Below are 15,932 nucleotides of genomic sequence, written 5' to 3'. Positions count from 1 at the left end.
AAATATGAAAATTTTATTAGTAATCGATCAATATGACAGAGGAAATAACGGAACCACAATGACTGCCCAGCGCCTGGCGCACACGCTGAATGCACACGGACATGAGGTCAGAGTGGTCAGTACAGGAAATTCCGGCAATGGGAAGTACCTGGTGAAGGAATATTTTCTGCCGCCTATCGTACACCATATCGTAACAAAGCAGGGAATGGTCTTTGCCAAGCCGGACGAAGAGGTGCTTAAGGAAGCCATTGGCTGGGCGGATCTGGTGCATTTCCTGCTTCCCTTCTGGCTCGGCATAAGGGGGCTGCATATCGCTCAGGAAATGGGCGTGCCCCATACCGCCGCATTCCATGTGCAGCCGGAAAACATTACCTATACGCTGCATCTGGGCCGCCAGAAGAATGTGAATGCCTGGCTGTACCGTTTTTTCTGGGACAATTTTTATAAGAATTTCCGCCATATCCATTGCCCCAGTACATTTATAGCGGAGGAATTGAAGGCGAATCACTATACTGCAAAGCTTCATGTGATTTCCAATGGTGTGGATCCGGACTTTGTTTACCGGAAAAAGAAGAAATCAGATAAGCTTAAGGATAAATTCATTGTGCTCATGATCGGCAGGCTTTCCAATGAAAAACGGCAGGATGTGCTGATTGACGCCATCGCCAAATCCCGATATGAATCACGTATTCAGCTGGTGCTTGCAGGACAGGGGCTGAAATACGGAAGCTACCGCCTGCGTTCCCAGAAGCTGACCAATAAACCAGTCATGCGGTTCTTCTCCCATGAACAGCTGGTGAACCTGCTTTCCGAAACGGATGTGTATGTCCATGCGGCGGATGCGGAAATTGAGGCTATCTCCTGTATTGAGGCATTTTCCAGCGGCATCGTCCCGGTAATCGCCAACAGTCCCAAATCGGCCACTCCGCAGTTTGCCCTGGATGAAAGAAGCCTGTTCCAGGCCGGCAGCAGCGACGATCTTGCCGCAAAGATCGATTACTGGCTGAGTGAACCTGCAGAGCGCGCGCGTATGGAAGTAGAATACAGCGAACATGGAAAGAATTTCGCTCTGGATGGCTGTGTCCGGCAAATGGAGCAGATGTTTGAAGAGGAACTGAGAGACTTTCACAGGGAAAACCGGCGGATTGAAAACTGCAGGAAATTCACGCAGGAAGGCAAGAGCAGGGACGGTGTCGTATATGAAGAAAAGCATCTGATTAAGATGTGGACGCCCTTACATTTCAAGGTGCGGAGAAATTATAACTTTTTTCCTGCAAATCCTCTGTTTATCCTGGGCGGAGGGCTGATACGCCTTATCATTTACCTGCTGGTAGCGCTGATAATCAAACCTATCTGGGGGCTGAAAATAGAAGGAAAGGAAAATCTGAAGGCCATAAAGGGCGGGGCTGTCACCGTATGCAATCATGTGCATCTGTTGGATTGCATCATGGTTTCCTATGTGCTGCGCAGCCGTAATGTATGTTTCCCCACGCTGGAATCCAACTTCCGGATACCGCTGATACGCCATATTATACGTCTGCTGGGCGCTATTCCAATTCCGGAGAGCAAGCAGGGTTTCAAACGCTTTATGGAGGCGACGAGGAAATGGGTGCAGAACGGAAACCTGCTCCATTATTATCCGGAGGTGGTGCTGCATCCTTATTATCAGGGAATCCGCGGATTCAAACGGGGAGCCTTCCTTACCGCCTGTGAAACCGGCGTGCCGGTACTTCCCATGGTGATTTCCTACAGACAGCCCGGCGGTCTGATTGGTATCCTGAAGCGCAGGCCCTGCCTTACCCTGAAAATACTCCCTCCGGTGTATCCTGCCGAAAGTGCCAACAAACGGCAGCAGACCGTGGAACTGATGGATACCGTATATGACAGAATGAACACTGCCTATTGGAATTAGAGGAGAAAACCGCGGAGAAAATTCGCGGAAGACCAAAACTCTCTGCCGGAGAATGCCTGTATATTCAAACTGGAGGTAACAGAACTGACTTGCAGGGAAAACAGATAAAATGACCATCAAAAAAAGTCCTTCAATGCGAAAGCACTGAAAGACTTTTTGTTTTTTCTGTTTCCATACTCCATGGAGCCTTCAGAAGGTTATTCCGCAGCCGGGGTTCCGTCCTCACCGCCTTCGGCACCGGTATCACCCGTCTGCGTTCCCCCTTCTTCGGCATCCTCTTTAAAGCCAGGCGCATCGTTTTCCGTAGTAATAACTATGGAATCATCCGTAGGCATCTCTCCCTGCAGAATCTCTGAGATATAATTGATCCGCTTTATTGCTCTGTTATAATATTCAGCGGCGGCAGCGGCCACATTTTCGTTATATTCTTCTCCGCCATAGGCTTCCCGGTACAGGCTTGCCGCCTGGGACATATTGTCCCCTGCCTCATCAGCGAGGTTCTCTATTGCGGAAAACTGCCTGGGCACCTCAATTTCCGCCAGCGTATTGAATTCCGCCGCCAGATCGTCAAGCGCGGTAAGCATATCCTCCATCGCGGTATCAGATTCCGGATCAATATTATTAAGCACATCAAAGGTTTCGTTCGCCTGTTGGGTAAAATTTTCCATTTCCGTATGAAATTTATCCAGCTCCGCATTCTTTCCGCAGCCCGCAAGCAGTGCGGCAGCCAGAAACGCGGCGGCCAGAAGGCCTGTCTTTCCTGTTTTTATCATCACTATCGTACCTTTCCGGTTATGTTCCTATTCAACTTACCATATTCCGCGCCTGAAATCAAGGGTATGATAAAGGCGGAGAAGGTGAGTTACTGTTCACTCAGTACTGTGCATTTACTGCACAGTACGTAAGAAAGTGATTCAAGAGTGCATAAATCCCATCGCCGCAGGCGATTTTTAATGGATTTATGCAGTTACTGGTCACGGAGTGAACAGTAACGAAGGTGACGCTTTTCTTTTGTTTATTTTCATGTTAGAATGTTACATATTTGTAAATGGAGAAAAAAAGGATGACAAAACAGGAATTCAGAGATTTTGTAAAGGAAAAAATGGTTTTTCTGGACGGTGCCACAGGCTCCAACCTTATCACGAGAGGCATGCCCGCCGGGGTCTGTCCGGAAAAATGGATAATGGAAAATGAAGATGTCCTCATTGGCCTGCAGAAGGAATATGTGGAAGCGGGGACTGATATTTTATATGCGCCGACATTTACGGCCAACCGGTGCAAGCTCAGGGAATACGGCATGGAGGAGCAGATACGGCAGGTGAACCATAAACTGGTAGCTGTTTCCAGAAAAGCTGCGTCCGGCAGGGCGCTGGTTGCCGGAGATCTGACCATGACCGGCGAACAGCTGGCCCCCATAGGAAGCATGGAGCTGGAAGAGCTGATTGCAGTTTACAAAGAACAGATAATCCTTCTGGAAGAGGCCGGCGTGGATCTGCTTGTTGTGGAAACCATGATGAGCCTGCAGGAATCCAGGGCCGCCCTTATCGCCGCCAAAGAGACCTGCCCGGATCTTCCGGTCATGGTCACCATGACCTTTGAAGGCGACGGAAGGAGCCTGTACGGTACGGACGCGGCAACTGCCGCTGTGGTGCTGGAAAGCCTGGGAGCCGATGCGATAGGCGCGAACTGCTCCACAGGCCCCGGCCAGATGGCCCGGATCATACGCAGTATGGCTTCCGTGACCAGGGTTCCCGTGATTGCCAAGCCCAATGCAGGACTCCCTTCCCTGGATGCGGAGGGAAAGACGGTCTACAGCATGCAGGCGGAGGAATTTGCAGGGGAAATGCGGGATGTATGTGAAGCCGGCGCTTCCATTATCGGCGGCTGCTGCGGAACGACACCCGCGCATATCGCCGCCCTGCATAAAGCTTTCCATGCCGTAAAGCCGGCCGGGACCGGCCGCCGGCCGGAAGGAACCCGCTTCCTGGCCTCCGAACGCAGGACGGTTGCCTTCGGGCTGGAGGATCCCTTTCTTATCATAGGAGAACGAATTAATCCTACCGGCAAAAAAATGCTTCAGGCCGAGCTCCGTGAGGGCAGCTTTGAAATGGTAACCAGGTTTGCTCAGGAACAGGAGGAGGGCGGCGCTTCCATTCTCGATGTCAACATGGGCATGAGCGGTATTGACGAAAAGGAAATGATGCTGAAAGCCATGGAGGAGGTGGCGGGAGTCAGCCAGCTGCCTCTTTCCATCGATTCCAGCCATATTGACGTAATAGAAGCTGCGCTGCGCCGTTATCCCGGACGGGCGCTTATCAATTCCATTTCCCTGGAAACGGAAAAGTTCGAAAAGCTGATTCCCATTGCAAAAAAATACGGCGCCATGTTTATCCTTCTTCCTTTATCCGACGCGGGACTCCCCGAAAGCCTGCAGGAGAAGAAGGACATTATCGGTAAAATTCTGGAGCGGGCCATTGACTGTGGACTTACGAAGGAAGATATCATTGTGGATGGCCTGGTCACAACGGTAGGAGCCAATCCCAATGCGGCGCTGGAAACCTTGGAAACCATCCGCTACTGCAGGGAAAAACAGCTGGCGACCGTATGCGGGCTTTCCAATATATCTTTCGGCCTGCCTCAGAGAGCCTATGTAAACAGCGTCTTTCTGACGATGGCAATCCAGGCAGGGCTTACCATGGCGATTGCCAATCCTTCTTCGGAGCTGCTTGTTGCCAGCGCTTTTGCATCGGATATGCTTCTTCACAAGGAAGGCAGCGATCTGCGTTATATCGAGTACGCGGCCTCCTGCACAGGCGTCAGCGCCCAGGCAGCGCCCGCAAAGGCCGTCTCAAAGGCAGCAAAAGCGGCGCAGCCCGCAGAAGCTTCCCCCTCCTCCGATGTCTATAACGCAGTTCTTAAAGGAAACCGGAGCGGCATCGGGCAGATTACCCGCCGGGCGCTGGATGCAGGGCTTCCGGCTAAGGAACTGCTGGATAACTGCCTGATCCCTGCCATCAATCAGGTAGGAGAGCTTTTCGATAAGGGAAAATATTTCCTGCCGCAGCTGATTTCCAGCGCGGAAGCCATGAAGCTGTCAATAGGCATTCTCGAGCCCCTGCTTTCGGCGGGAGGCTCGCGGGAGCAGATGCCTGTTGTGGTCATAGCCACGGTGGAAGGCGATATCCATGACATCGGCAAGAATCTGGTGGCTCTCATGCTTAAAAATTACGGCTTTCAGGTCATTGACCTGGGCAAGGATGTTCCCAAGGAAACCATCGTCCGCGCCGCCAGGGAAAATCACGCCTCCATTATCGGCCTGTCAGCGCTGATGACCACCACGATGCAGGAAATGAGACACGTGATAGAGCTGGCCCGTGCAGAAGGCCTGGATGCCAAAATCATTATCGGCGGCGCGGTCATTACGCAGGAATATGCGGACGAAATCCATGCAGACGGTTATGCCCGGGACGCCGCGGATGCGGTGAGACTGGCCAGACGCCTTCTGGGTATCCGGGAGGGAATGGGAGGCACCTATGGAAATGAATGAAAAAGAGGCAGTAAGGGAGCCGGAGGAACCAAAGGAAGAGCTGTGGGATGATCTTCCCCATGACAGCCAGCATGACGAGCTCTGGGAGGCTGACGGAACTGAGCTGGCCGTGAGGCAGCTGATGGAGCAGCTGAAGGAATCCGATGAAAAACGGACGGCCTTACAGAAAAAGCAGCTGTTTTTCACCCGCATATTTGCGGTTTCCAATCTGGTTCTGGCAGCGCTTGTCCTCATATTTGTGGCCTGTGTGCTTCCCGGGCTGACCAGGGCGCTGGAGCAGGCCTCAGGAACTCTGGAGCAGGCCTCGACGGCGCTGACCATGGCGGAGGATGCGCTGGATGAACTGGGGGATGTGGCCGACAATGTCAATTCCCTGGTGGATTCCAGCAGCCTGGCAGTGGAGCAGACCATGAAGAAGGTAGACCAGATGGACATTGAAAGCCTGAATGAGGCAATTTCCGATTTGAATGATGTCATAGCTCCGCTGGCGGAGTTTTTCGGCAAATTTAGAAAATAATGGAGGGATAGAAGATGAATGGTGCGGATGCGATAGTAAAGTGTCTGGAGTTGGAAGGGATAAAGGAAGTATTTGGTTATCCCGGTGTGGCAATCTGTCCTTTTTATAACAGCATTCTGGATTCTGAAATCAGTACTGTTTTAATCAGGACGGAACAGAATGCGGCCCATGCGGCAAGCGGCCTGGCGCGAGTGACCGGCCAGGTGGGCGTATGCGCCGTGACCTCAGGCCCCGGGGCGACCAATCTGATCACCGGCATTGCAACAGCCTTTGCAGACAGCATTCCCCTGGTCTGCATTACCGGACAGGTGAACAGCGAGCTGCTTGGCAGCGATGTGTTCCAGGAGGCCGATATTACGGGCGCGGCGGAATCCTTTGTAAAATACAGCTACCTTGTCCGGGATGTGAATGATATTCCCAGAATTTTCAAGGAAGCCTTTTATGTGGCAAATACCGGAAGAAAGGGGCCTGTCCTCATCGACGTCCCCATTGATATCCAGAATGCCCAAATCTCCAAATTCCGTTATCCGGATGAAGTTAATATGAGAACCTACAAGCCTACGGTCAAGGGCCATGCGGTGCAGATCAAGAAGGTTATCCGTGAGCTGGAAAAGGCAAAACGCCCTCTGATCTATGCCGGCGGCGGTGTTACCCTCAGCGGCGCCTGCGAAGAGCTTCGCAGATTCTCCGAAAAGTTCCGGATCCCCGTGGTTTCCACCATGATGGGCATCGGCGTTATGCCCACGGAGCATCCCATGTATTTCGGCATGGTGGGAAATAACGGAAAATCCTATGCCAACCGCGCCATGAATGAATCGGACCTGCTCATTATGGTAGGCGCCCGTGTGGCGGACCGTTCCGTGAACCAGCCCGACCTGATCACCCATGACAAGGTTCTGGTACATATTGATGTTGATCCGGCTGAAATCGGCAAAAATGCCGGTCCCACCATTCCATTGGTAGGAGATGCCAGATACATTTTTGAAGATTTTGAAAAACAGGAAATTGACTGCGAGCATGAAGAATGGCTCCATACCCTGGAGGGCTACAAAAGCAGCATGAAGCAGTTTCGGAAGCCCAATCCGGACTATGTGGATCCGGAAGCGCTGATTCACCGCATTTCAGAAAAAATGAAGCCTGACGGCGTCTATGTGGCTGATGTTGGGCAGAACCAGATCTGGTCCTGCGCTTTCCATGTGGTCAGGGAAGGCCGTTTCCTCACCTCCGGCGGCATGGGCACCATGGGTTATTCCATTCCGGCCGCCATGGGCGCAAAGCTGGGCGACATGAGCAAGCAGGTAATCGCCGTATGCGGCGACGGCTCCTTCCAGATGTCCATGATGGAGCTGGCAACCATCCAGCAGTACCATATCCCGGTGAAAATAGTGGTCCTTCGCAACAACTATCTGGGCATGGTAAGGGAATATCAGCATTACTCCTATAAAGACAGGTACTCGGTAGTTGACATTGCGGGAACGCCCCATCTGGATAAGCTGGCGGAGGCCTACGATATTCCTTTTATCAGGGTCAGCCGCAATGAAGAAATTGACGGGGCGCTGGACGCCTTCCTGAAAGATGACTGCTCTTATCTTATGGAATGCATGATAGACCCGATGGATCTGGTAAAATAATCATGGAGGTGGCGGAATGAAAAAAATATACTCTGTTCTTGTTGAAAACAGATCCGGTGTCCTGTGCAAGGTAGCGGGCCTGTTTTCCAGAAGATGCTTTAATATCAATTCCCTTGCGGTAGGAGAAACGGATGACCCGGCTGTATCCTGCATGACAATTGTCAGCAGCGGCGACCAGCGGACCATTGAACAGATCGAGAAGCAGCTGAATAAAAAGCTGGATGTCATCAAGGTAAAGACCTTTGACGAAACGTCCAGCATCAGCCGCGAACTGATGCTTGTCAAGGTAAAGTACAACCGCAACAACCGTAAGGATATTATGGAAAACTGCGCTATCATGCATGCGTCCATCGTGGACATGTCCAAGCACATGATGCTTATCCAGATATGCGACACCCCGGAAAGAGTGCAGCTCTTCCTCACAATGCTCCAGTCCATCAGCATCGTGGAGGTAGCCCGCACCGGAACCCTGGCCCTTCCCAAATGCCTGGAAAACGATATTTAAAACAGCGTTCCGTACACATAGTATATCGTTGCTTGTATAACGTATTTTTCAGTATTTTAATATAACCATAACCTGAGGTTATAAAAAGTATGACTGACTATCATACGTTGACAAGGGTTGGAAATGTTGCTAGAATAATTTGAAAAGACAGCACCGGACGGGTCTTCGGGCCTTCGGACAAAGAGGGGCGTGGTACATAAAATGCGTAAAAAAGTGTTTCAGCTGCTTGTAGATAATACATCGGGTGTTCTGAGCCGGATATCCGGCCTGTTCTCCAGACGCGGCTACAATATTGAGAGCATAACGGCAGGTGAAACTGCCGATCCCAGAATTACCAGAATCACCATTGTCGCCAAAGGCGATGATGAGATCCTGGAACAGATCGAGAAGCAGGTTTCCAAGCTGGTGGATGTACGGGACATCAGGGAACTGAAGCCTGAAGAAAGCGTTTACCGCGAGCTTGCATTGATAAAGGTCAAGGTCAGCGCCGAAAAGCGGCAGGACGTCATAGCCATCACCAACATATTCCGCGCCAACATTATCGACGTGGGCCAGGAAAGCCTGATTGTGGAGATCACAGGCAACCAGAGCAAGGTGGACGCCTGCATCAATCTTCTGAGCAATTACGAAATCCTGGAGCTGGCAAGAACAGGCATCGCAGGCCTGGGACGCGGAACCGGGAATGTGGTTTACCTGGAAGATTACTGCTCCATCGTCTGATTTTATGTTTTAACAGTCCCTTCCGCCGGATGGCGGAGAAATTACCGGACAGCAACACTCAATACCGGACGCGCTGCGCCCGAAGCATAACAGGACTCTGAGGTACAGCCATCGCTGCGGCCTTTCAGTTATATAGTCATTCAAACAAAATGGAGGAAAGAAAAATGGCAAAGATTTATTATCAGGAAGATTGTGACCTGTCTTTATTGCAGGATAAAACAATCGCAGTAATCGGTTACGGCAGCCAGGGCCATGCACATGCCCTGAATCTGAAGGAGTCTGGCTGTAACGTCATTGTAGGACTTTATGAAGGTTCCAGATCCTGGGCGAAAGCAGAGGCACAGGGACTTACCGTATATACAGCTGCAGAAGCTGCAAAGAAAGCCGACATCATCATGATCCTGATCAACGATGAGAAGCAGGGCGCACTTTACAAAGAATCCATCGAACCCAACTTAAGACCCGGCATGATGCTTATGTTCGCACATGGTTTTGCCATCCACTTCGGACAGATTAAGCCTCCGGCAGATATTGACGTTGCCATGATCGCACCCAAGGGACCCGGACATACCGTAAGAAGCGAATACCAGGCCGGAAAAGGCGTTCCCTGCCTGATCGCAGTACAGCAGGATGCCACAGGAAAGGCACATGACCTGGCACTGGCATACGCACTGGGAATCGGCGGAGCAAGAGCCGGCGTTCTCCAGACCACCTTCCGTGAAGAGACCGAAACCGACCTGTTCGGCGAGCAGGCAGTGCTGTGCGGCGGCGTATGCGCGCTGATGAAAGCAGGCTTCGAAACACTGGTAGAAGCAGGCTACGAACCCGAAAGCGCATACTTCGAATGCATCCATGAAATGAAGCTGATCGTTGACCTGATCTACGAAAGCGGCTTTGCCGGAATGAGATATTCCATCTCCAACACCGCAGAATACGGCGACTACATCACCGGCCCCAAGATTGTAACAGAAGACACCAAGAAAGCCATGAAGAAAGTCCTTTCCGACATCCAGGACGGCTCCTTCGCAAAAGAATGGCTCCTTGAGAACCAGGTAGGCTGCCCTCACTTCAACGCCATGAAGAAAAAAGAAGCCTCCCACCAGCTCGAAAAAACCGGTGCAGAACTCCGCAAACTCTACAGCTGGAACGACACCAACAAACTGATCGAAAACTAAAACCCCGTAAACAATCCCCCTCTTTCGGGCCGGATTTGCTTACATAATAACATTTACACACAAAAAGAGACTGCGGTTAGATACATTCCCCAGTCTCTTTTTTGATCTAATCATAACTTCCCATTTCCTTCACAGCATTCCATGTAGAAATCCATGAACTTCACGGCAGTAGACGAAAAGGCCGCATTTTTTATGTAGGCAAACCCTACCTTCCTGACAGGCACGGATACCGGCATCGCCAGCCGTATCAGCCTTCCGCTTTCCAGCTCCTCCCGCACAAAGCTTTCAATGACACAGGCGATTCCCAAATCGATTTTTGCAAAATCAATCAGAAGATCCATGGAGGTCACTTCCAGTATCTGCGCCGCGCTGATTCCTTCACTGAACAGATACTTGTCCATATACTGTCGGGTAATATTTTCCTTGTCAAGAAGCATCAGCGTCGCGTGGGAAATCAAATCCCCTGCCGACGGCTTTCCGGGAAAAGATACCCTTTTGCACAGGTTTTCCAGATAACGCCTTGTGCAGACAAAAATATCTTCAATTTCCTGCACCGGATAAAAAACAAGCTTTTCCATCCGCTCATTTTCCCCGATAAGCCCGATATCCACAGTCCCTTTTTCCAACGCCTCCATGGTCTGATAAGTGGACTGGCAGGAAATGGAGATCTGGATATGCGGATTTTCCCTGGTAAAACGGCTGAGATAGGGAAGCAGTACATATTTGCACAAAGTTGAGCTTACGCCGATGGAAAGATGGCCCATTCCCAGCTCCTGCACCTTTCGCAGCTGTTCCTCCCCCTGACAGATGGCGTCGAAGGCGCTTTCCACCTGCCGGAAAAGGATTTCCCCTGTTTCCGTCAGCCTGACCCCTCTGGAGGAACGCAGAAACAGAGTGGTGTTCAGATTCTGCTCCAGACGGGAAATCGCTTTGCTGATGGCCGGCTGGCTGATAAAAAGCTGCCGTGCCGCCCCGGATATATTCCGGCATTTGGCCACCGTATAAAAAATATGGTATAAATTCAGATTCTGTTCCATTGAACCAACTCCTATAACTACACTGTATTTTATGATATTATACTATAACTTGTAATTATAGTAAACATGAAAGAAAAGTATTTTCCCTGAGGCCAGGGTTATGATACACTAAATTTATCGAACGGCCCGGGAGCGGCCTGTACAGATGCTGGCAAAACAGCGGAAACGGAGGAAAGAAAAATTATGGGAATGACAATGACACAGAAGATTCTGGCAGCCCATGCCGGCCTGGAAAGAGTGGAAGCGGGCCAGCTGATCGAGGCGGATCTGGATCTGGTGCTTGGCAATGATATTACCAGTCCCGTAGCTATTAAGGAAATGGAAAAAATGAAGGTGGACGGCGTTTTTGACAAAGACAAAATCGCTTTGGTACCGGATCATTTTGTACCCAACAAGGATATCAAATCAGCGGAACACTGCAAATGCGTCAGGGAATTTGCTTACCGCAACCAGATTACCAATTATTTTGAAGTGGGGGAAATGGGAATTGAACACGCCCTTCTTCCGGAAAAAGGCCTGGTAGTGGCTGGTGACGTAGTTATTGGCGCGGACTCCCATACCTGTACCTACGGCGCGCTGGGCGCATTTTCCACAGGCGTGGGAAGCACGGACATGGCTGCCGGCATGGCCAAAGGAAAAGCATGGTTCAAGGTGCCCGGAGCCATCCGTTTTAACCTCACCGGAAAGCTTTCCCAATGGGTGAGCGGCAAGGATGTGATTTTACATATTATAGGTATGATCGGCGTGGACGGCGCTCTTTACAAATCCATGGAATTTGTGGGAGACGGAATTGCCAGCCTGACCATGGATGACCGTTTTACCATTGCCAATATGGCTATTGAAGCCGGCGGAAAGAACGGTATTTTCCCGGTGGATGATCAGGCGCTGCTTTATATGAAAGAGCACTCCATGAAGACACCGGTGGTTTATGAAGCGGATGAAGATGCCGTTTATGATGAGGAATATACCATCGACTTAAGTGCTCTGCGCCCGACTATCGCATTCCCTCATCTGCCTGAAAACACGAAAACCATCGACGAGATCACAGAGGATGTGAAAATAGATCAGGTAGTTATCGGTTCCTGCACCAACGGACGTATCGGCGACCTGCGCTGTGCCGCAGAGGTCCTTAAGGGCCGCCATGTGGCTTCCGGCATGCGCTGCATCATCATTCCCGCCACACAGGCTATTTATCTTCAGGCGATGGAAGAGGGCCTTCTGAAAATATTCATCGAAGCGGGCGCGGTTGTGAGCACACCTACCTGTGGTCCCTGCCTTGGAGGCTATATGGGAATCCTGGCAGCCGGTGAAAGATGCGTATCCACCACCAACCGAAATTTCGTGGGACGTATGGGCCATGTGGGTTCCGAGGTTTATCTGGCAAGCCCCGCCGTAGCTGCGGCAAGCGCTGTGACAGGAAAGATTTCCTGCCCCTGCCAGCTGTAAAGTAAGCAAAGGAGATTAGAGAAATGAAAAATGCAAAAGGAACCGTATTCAAATACGGCGATAATGTAGATACCGATGTAATCATTCCTGCCCGTTACCTGAATTCCTCCGATCCGGCGGAGCTGGCTACGCATTGTATGGAAGACATCGATAAGGATTTTATTAAAAATGTGAAAAAAGGCGATATCATTGTTGCGGAAAAGAACTTCGGCTGCGGCTCTTCCAGGGAGCATGCCCCGATAGCCATTAAAGCGGCGGGCGTAAGCTGCGTTATCGCAGAAACCTTTGCCCGTATTTTCTACAGGAATGCCATTAATATCGGCCTTCCCATCATTGAATGCCCGGAAGCCTCCAAAGCGATTGAGGCAGGAGATGAAGTAGAGGTGGATTTTGATTCCGGCGTCATCACGGATGTGACAAAGGGAACCTCCTACCAGGGGCAGGCCTTCCCTGAATTCATGCAGAAAATTATAGATGCGGAAGGACTTGTCAATTATATCAATAACAAGCAGTAAAAAGAAGCGGAGAGGGTTTCGCAGGAGACGTTTCTGCCGCCATCATAAAAGGAGCGCAGCCGGCCGGTGGGCCGAAGCTGCGCTCCTTCTATGTCCGGGAAAATAGCAGTCTGTTATAGGAAACGGCATTTCCGGACGGATTTCAGTTTTTCTTTTCCTCTCCATAATAGAGAATTCCCAGTGCTCCGGGACCGGCGTGCGTTCCGATGCTGGGACTGATATCATTAATAATAATATTCTCGATCCCGGTCAGTTCCTTTACGAATTCCGCCGCCAGTCCGGCGTCCTCCGGGCAGTTTCCATGGACGATGCCTACAGGAACCGTGCGGTCGGGCGCATCACCCAGGGTTTTTGCCACGCGCTCCGCCAGGGTACGGATGGATTTTTTCCTGCCGCGGGTAGTCCCATCGGAAACCAGGGTCCCTTCCCTGCCCACATAAAGGAAGGGCTTCAGGTTCAGCGCGGTTCCCACTGCGGCAGCGGCACCGGAGATTCTGCCGCCTCTTTTTAAATGAAACAGATCATCCACGGTAAACTGCACATGCAGATGCTTCTTATATTCCTCCAGATAAGCCGCGTTTTCCTCCAGAGTCTTTCCTTCCTTCCGCAGCTGATTTGCCTTAATTACAAGAATGGTTTCCGCCAGGGAAACATTCAGGGAATCCAGAACCACAATTTTGCGGTCAGGATATTCTTCACACAGCTCCTGGGCGGTTACATAAACATTGTTGTAGCTGCCGCTCAATGCGGAGGAAAAGGCAATATGCAGGATGTCATTGCCGTCTTTCAAAATACGTTCGAATTTTTCCCGGATCACCGCCGGATTATTGGCCATGGAAGAGGGCAGCTCTCCTTTTTTCATGCGTTCATAAAATTCTGCCGGAGGCATATGTTTTTCATCGCCGTATACCTCTTCCCCAAAGGCATAATACTGCGGGATGATGACGGTCTGAAACTTTTCCGCGTAGGAAACAGGTAAATCGGAATTGGAATCAGTGGTAATTTCATACTTCTGCATGGGTAAACCCCTCCTGTTATCTTTCTGGCAGCTGTTTTTAACGATACAGTTACCTTTGATTTTCAAAAGCTTTGAATTTCAAAACACAGTAATTATAGCTTTTTCCGGCGATTCTGTCAATGCACGCATTTGTCGCAGTTCAGTCCTTTACAGCTACCGCAATTTTTTCAATGACTTTTATGACAAGATGGTGTAAAATAGGAAGGAAATATTGTTTTTTGAAAAGGAAGGACTGATTGCCTGAATGAATTTTAAAGAAGATGTTTTTGCCAAGGTTATCACATATATTACGGTTGCGGTACTGCTGGGAGCGATGCTGGTGGAGGCTTTCGTCATTTATACGGAACGAAGTGAGAAAAAGGAAATTGCAGGCCGGCTGGTATCCGCCAGGGCCAGTGTCAGCAGTCTGACAAAGGAGAAGGCGGAGCTGGAAGCGCACAATACCGAGCTTCAGGAATTTAAAAGCAAGTGGGAGAATCTGGTGATTCTTGCCGATAATGAATTCTGCCAGGAGCTGCGGGAGGAGCTTTTCCGCCGGCCGGAGGTGATTCCGGAAGAGGCCATCGAAGCATCCCTGAAAGCAGAGCTGGAAGAGGGGCAGGGGCCGGAGGAAGAAAAGGCTGGATCCGAAGAGCAGACGGAGGATGGCCCCTTGGCAGCGTTTGTTTTCCCCTCTCCTGAGGATAAGGAATGGTTCCTGCCACTGAATCTGGGAAACAAACCCAGCGTGGAATATCTGTTTTATGCCAGGGCCGTTGATGTGGAGAGGGATCGTTGTATTGATCTTCTGTATGAGGTTCCGGTGGACGGAGCGGACGACTCGCCGCTTCTGGATGAGGATGGAGAAATTATCTGGAATTGCATGGCATACGATGCCGGCCTGGGATGGACACTGATTACGGAGGAAGAAGAATAAATGATGACGATTGACGGAATATTTGCGCAGCTGAACGGACTGATTGAACGGCGTGAATGGGATAAGGTGGAGCCTTTTCTTACCGGCTGCATGGAAAACGCCTCAGAATTGAAGAATTATGGGATATATATTACCATTGGAAATGAACTTCTGGATTTTTACAGGGAAACCGGCCAGTTTGAGAAGGCGCTGAACCTGTCTGAGGATATTCTTCTTTTAATGGAAGAACTGCAGCTGGAGGAAACGGAGCATTTTGCCACGGTCATGATCAATGTGGCTGCTGTCTGCCAGGCGGCCGGACGGGACGAGGAGGCTTACCGTTACGATGTACGCGCCCTGAAAATATATGAGCAGGCTCTGTCCGGCGGGGATATAAGGTTTATACGTCTTTATCAGAATATGAGCATGCTTCTGGAAAGCCGCAATGAATTTGAAGAGGCGGCGATGCTGCTGGAAAAGGCGGCCACCATACTGGAGAATAAGCCGGAAGAGAAGGAACAGCGGGCCGATCTGCTGACAAGCGCCGCTCTGCTGCGTTTTAAACAGGAAAAATACGAAGAAGGGGAAGAACTGCTGAAGCTGGCATTGTCTCTTTATGAGGCTTCCGAAAATTTGTCCGGCGCGGCAGAAGACGGGGAAGAGCTGCACTGTGCCCATTACTCCGCGGCGCTTTCAGGACTGGGTGAGGCCGCCTTCCGCCGCGAGGATTATGAAACAGCCCTTGCCTTTTATGAAAAGGCGGCTTCCGTCAGCGCCTCCACCTTCGGTGAGTCGGAGGGCACGAGACTGCTTCGTGAAAACTGTGCTGCAATTGTTCAAATGCTTCACAGTGATTGCCAAAACCCATCCTGAATCGCCTTTTGCGATGGATTTTGGCAATCCTGAATCACTTTCTTACTGTCAGCGCAAAGCGCTGGCCTGCGCAGCTGAATGCGCTGGCCTTTTTGAACAGTAACTTTGCGCAATTACTGCGTTCATAAAGGAGAAGATGCT

Annotated in this window: 14 protein-coding genes; 11 read left to right on the top strand and 3 right to left on the bottom strand. The window is 50.6% G+C overall.

Going from position 1 to position 15,932, the window contains the following annotated elements; all coding sequences use genetic code 11:
• The first annotated feature begins 4 nt into the window (after nucleotides 1–4).
• Nucleotides 5–1,912 carry a glycosyltransferase gene (locus tag FYJ45_RS04810; RefSeq protein ID WP_154463692.1) on the top strand — a complete coding sequence of 636 codons (1,908 nt, stop codon included), beginning with the start codon at nucleotides 5–7 and terminating at the stop codon, nucleotides 1,910–1,912.
• A gap of 197 nt (nucleotides 1,913–2,109) precedes the next feature.
• Here FYJ45_RS04810 and FYJ45_RS04805 read toward each other — a convergent pair whose 3' ends face one another.
• A complete protein-coding gene (locus tag FYJ45_RS04805) occupies nucleotides 2,110–2,685 on the bottom strand; it encodes a hypothetical protein (protein ID WP_154463691.1) in 576 nt (191 codons plus the stop codon).
• Nucleotides 2,686–2,975: 290 nt separating this feature from the next.
• Between FYJ45_RS04805 and FYJ45_RS04800 the strand changes: the two genes are divergently transcribed.
• The 6 genes from FYJ45_RS04800 to ilvC all read left to right on the top strand — a co-directional run bounded on the left by FYJ45_RS04800 (nucleotide 2,976) and on the right by ilvC (nucleotide 10,007).
• Nucleotides 2,976–5,459 carry a homocysteine S-methyltransferase family protein gene (locus FYJ45_RS04800; RefSeq protein ID WP_154463690.1) on the top strand — a complete coding sequence of 828 codons (2,484 nt, stop codon included), beginning with the start codon at nucleotides 2,976–2,978 and terminating at the stop codon, nucleotides 5,457–5,459.
• Nucleotides 5,446–5,976 carry a hypothetical protein gene (locus tag FYJ45_RS04795; protein ID WP_154463689.1) on the top strand — a complete coding sequence of 177 codons (531 nt, stop codon included), beginning with the start codon at nucleotides 5,446–5,448 and terminating at the stop codon, nucleotides 5,974–5,976. Before FYJ45_RS04800 ends, FYJ45_RS04795 begins: the two co-directional genes overlap by 14 nt.
• A 14-nt stretch (nucleotides 5,977–5,990) precedes the next feature.
• Nucleotides 5,991–7,607, top strand: coding sequence for a biosynthetic-type acetolactate synthase large subunit (ilvB, locus tag FYJ45_RS04790; RefSeq protein WP_102288791.1), 1,617 nt, complete (start codon nucleotides 5,991–5,993; stop codon nucleotides 7,605–7,607).
• Between the two features lie 16 nt (nucleotides 7,608–7,623).
• Entirely contained in the window at nucleotides 7,624–8,112 is a 489-nt protein-coding gene (ilvN, locus tag FYJ45_RS04785) for an acetolactate synthase small subunit (protein WP_021637443.1), read from the top strand.
• Nucleotides 8,113–8,313: 201 nt separating this feature from the next.
• Nucleotides 8,314–8,832, top strand: coding sequence for an acetolactate synthase small subunit (gene ilvN / locus FYJ45_RS04780; protein WP_021637442.1), 519 nt, complete (start codon nucleotides 8,314–8,316; stop codon nucleotides 8,830–8,832).
• Nucleotides 8,833–8,942: 110 nt separating this feature from the next.
• Nucleotides 8,943–10,007: a ketol-acid reductoisomerase gene (gene ilvC / locus FYJ45_RS04775; protein ID WP_081745438.1), complete on the top strand. Its 1,065-nt coding sequence runs from the start codon at nucleotides 8,943–8,945 to the stop codon at nucleotides 10,005–10,007.
• Nucleotides 10,008–10,117: 110 nt separating this feature from the next.
• Here the strand turns inward: ilvC and FYJ45_RS04770 are convergent, their stop codons facing one another.
• On the bottom strand, nucleotides 10,118–11,044 hold the full coding sequence (locus tag FYJ45_RS04770; protein WP_154463688.1) for a LysR family transcriptional regulator: 927 nt from the start codon (nucleotides 11,042–11,044) through the stop codon (nucleotides 10,118–10,120).
• A 183-nt stretch (nucleotides 11,045–11,227) separates the two neighbouring features.
• Here FYJ45_RS04770 and leuC point away from each other — a divergent pair, with 183 nt between their 5' ends.
• Both leuC and leuD read left to right on the top strand, forming a co-directional pair.
• On the top strand, nucleotides 11,228–12,490 hold the full coding sequence (gene leuC / locus FYJ45_RS04765) for a 3-isopropylmalate dehydratase large subunit (protein WP_154463687.1): 1,263 nt from the start codon (nucleotides 11,228–11,230) through the stop codon (nucleotides 12,488–12,490).
• A gap of 23 nt (nucleotides 12,491–12,513) precedes the next feature.
• Complete coding sequence (gene leuD / locus FYJ45_RS04760) at nucleotides 12,514–13,005, top strand: 3-isopropylmalate dehydratase small subunit (RefSeq protein ID WP_021637437.1); 492 nt, start codon at nucleotides 12,514–12,516, stop codon at nucleotides 13,003–13,005.
• Between the two features lie 142 nt (nucleotides 13,006–13,147).
• Here leuD and FYJ45_RS04755 read toward each other — a convergent pair whose 3' ends face one another.
• Nucleotides 13,148–14,023: a DegV family protein gene (locus tag FYJ45_RS04755; protein WP_154463686.1), complete on the bottom strand. Its 876-nt coding sequence runs from the start codon at nucleotides 14,021–14,023 to the stop codon at nucleotides 13,148–13,150.
• A gap of 244 nt (nucleotides 14,024–14,267) precedes the next feature.
• Here FYJ45_RS04755 and FYJ45_RS04750 point away from each other — a divergent pair, with 244 nt between their 5' ends.
• Together FYJ45_RS04750 and FYJ45_RS04745 are read left to right on the top strand one after the other, a co-directional pair.
• Nucleotides 14,268–14,939: a hypothetical protein gene (locus FYJ45_RS04750; RefSeq protein ID WP_154463685.1), complete on the top strand. Its 672-nt coding sequence runs from the start codon at nucleotides 14,268–14,270 to the stop codon at nucleotides 14,937–14,939.
• Nucleotides 14,940–15,791: a tetratricopeptide repeat protein gene (locus tag FYJ45_RS04745; protein WP_154463684.1), complete on the top strand. Its 852-nt coding sequence runs from the start codon at nucleotides 14,940–14,942 to the stop codon at nucleotides 15,789–15,791. It abuts the gene before it with no gap.
• The last annotated feature ends 141 nt before the right edge of the window (nucleotides 15,792–15,932 follow it).

Source organism: Eisenbergiella porci (assembly GCF_009696275.1).
Classification (GTDB): domain Bacteria; phylum Bacillota; class Clostridia; order Lachnospirales; family Lachnospiraceae; genus Eisenbergiella; species Eisenbergiella porci.
This window is presented reverse-complemented; position numbering and strand designations above follow the sequence as displayed.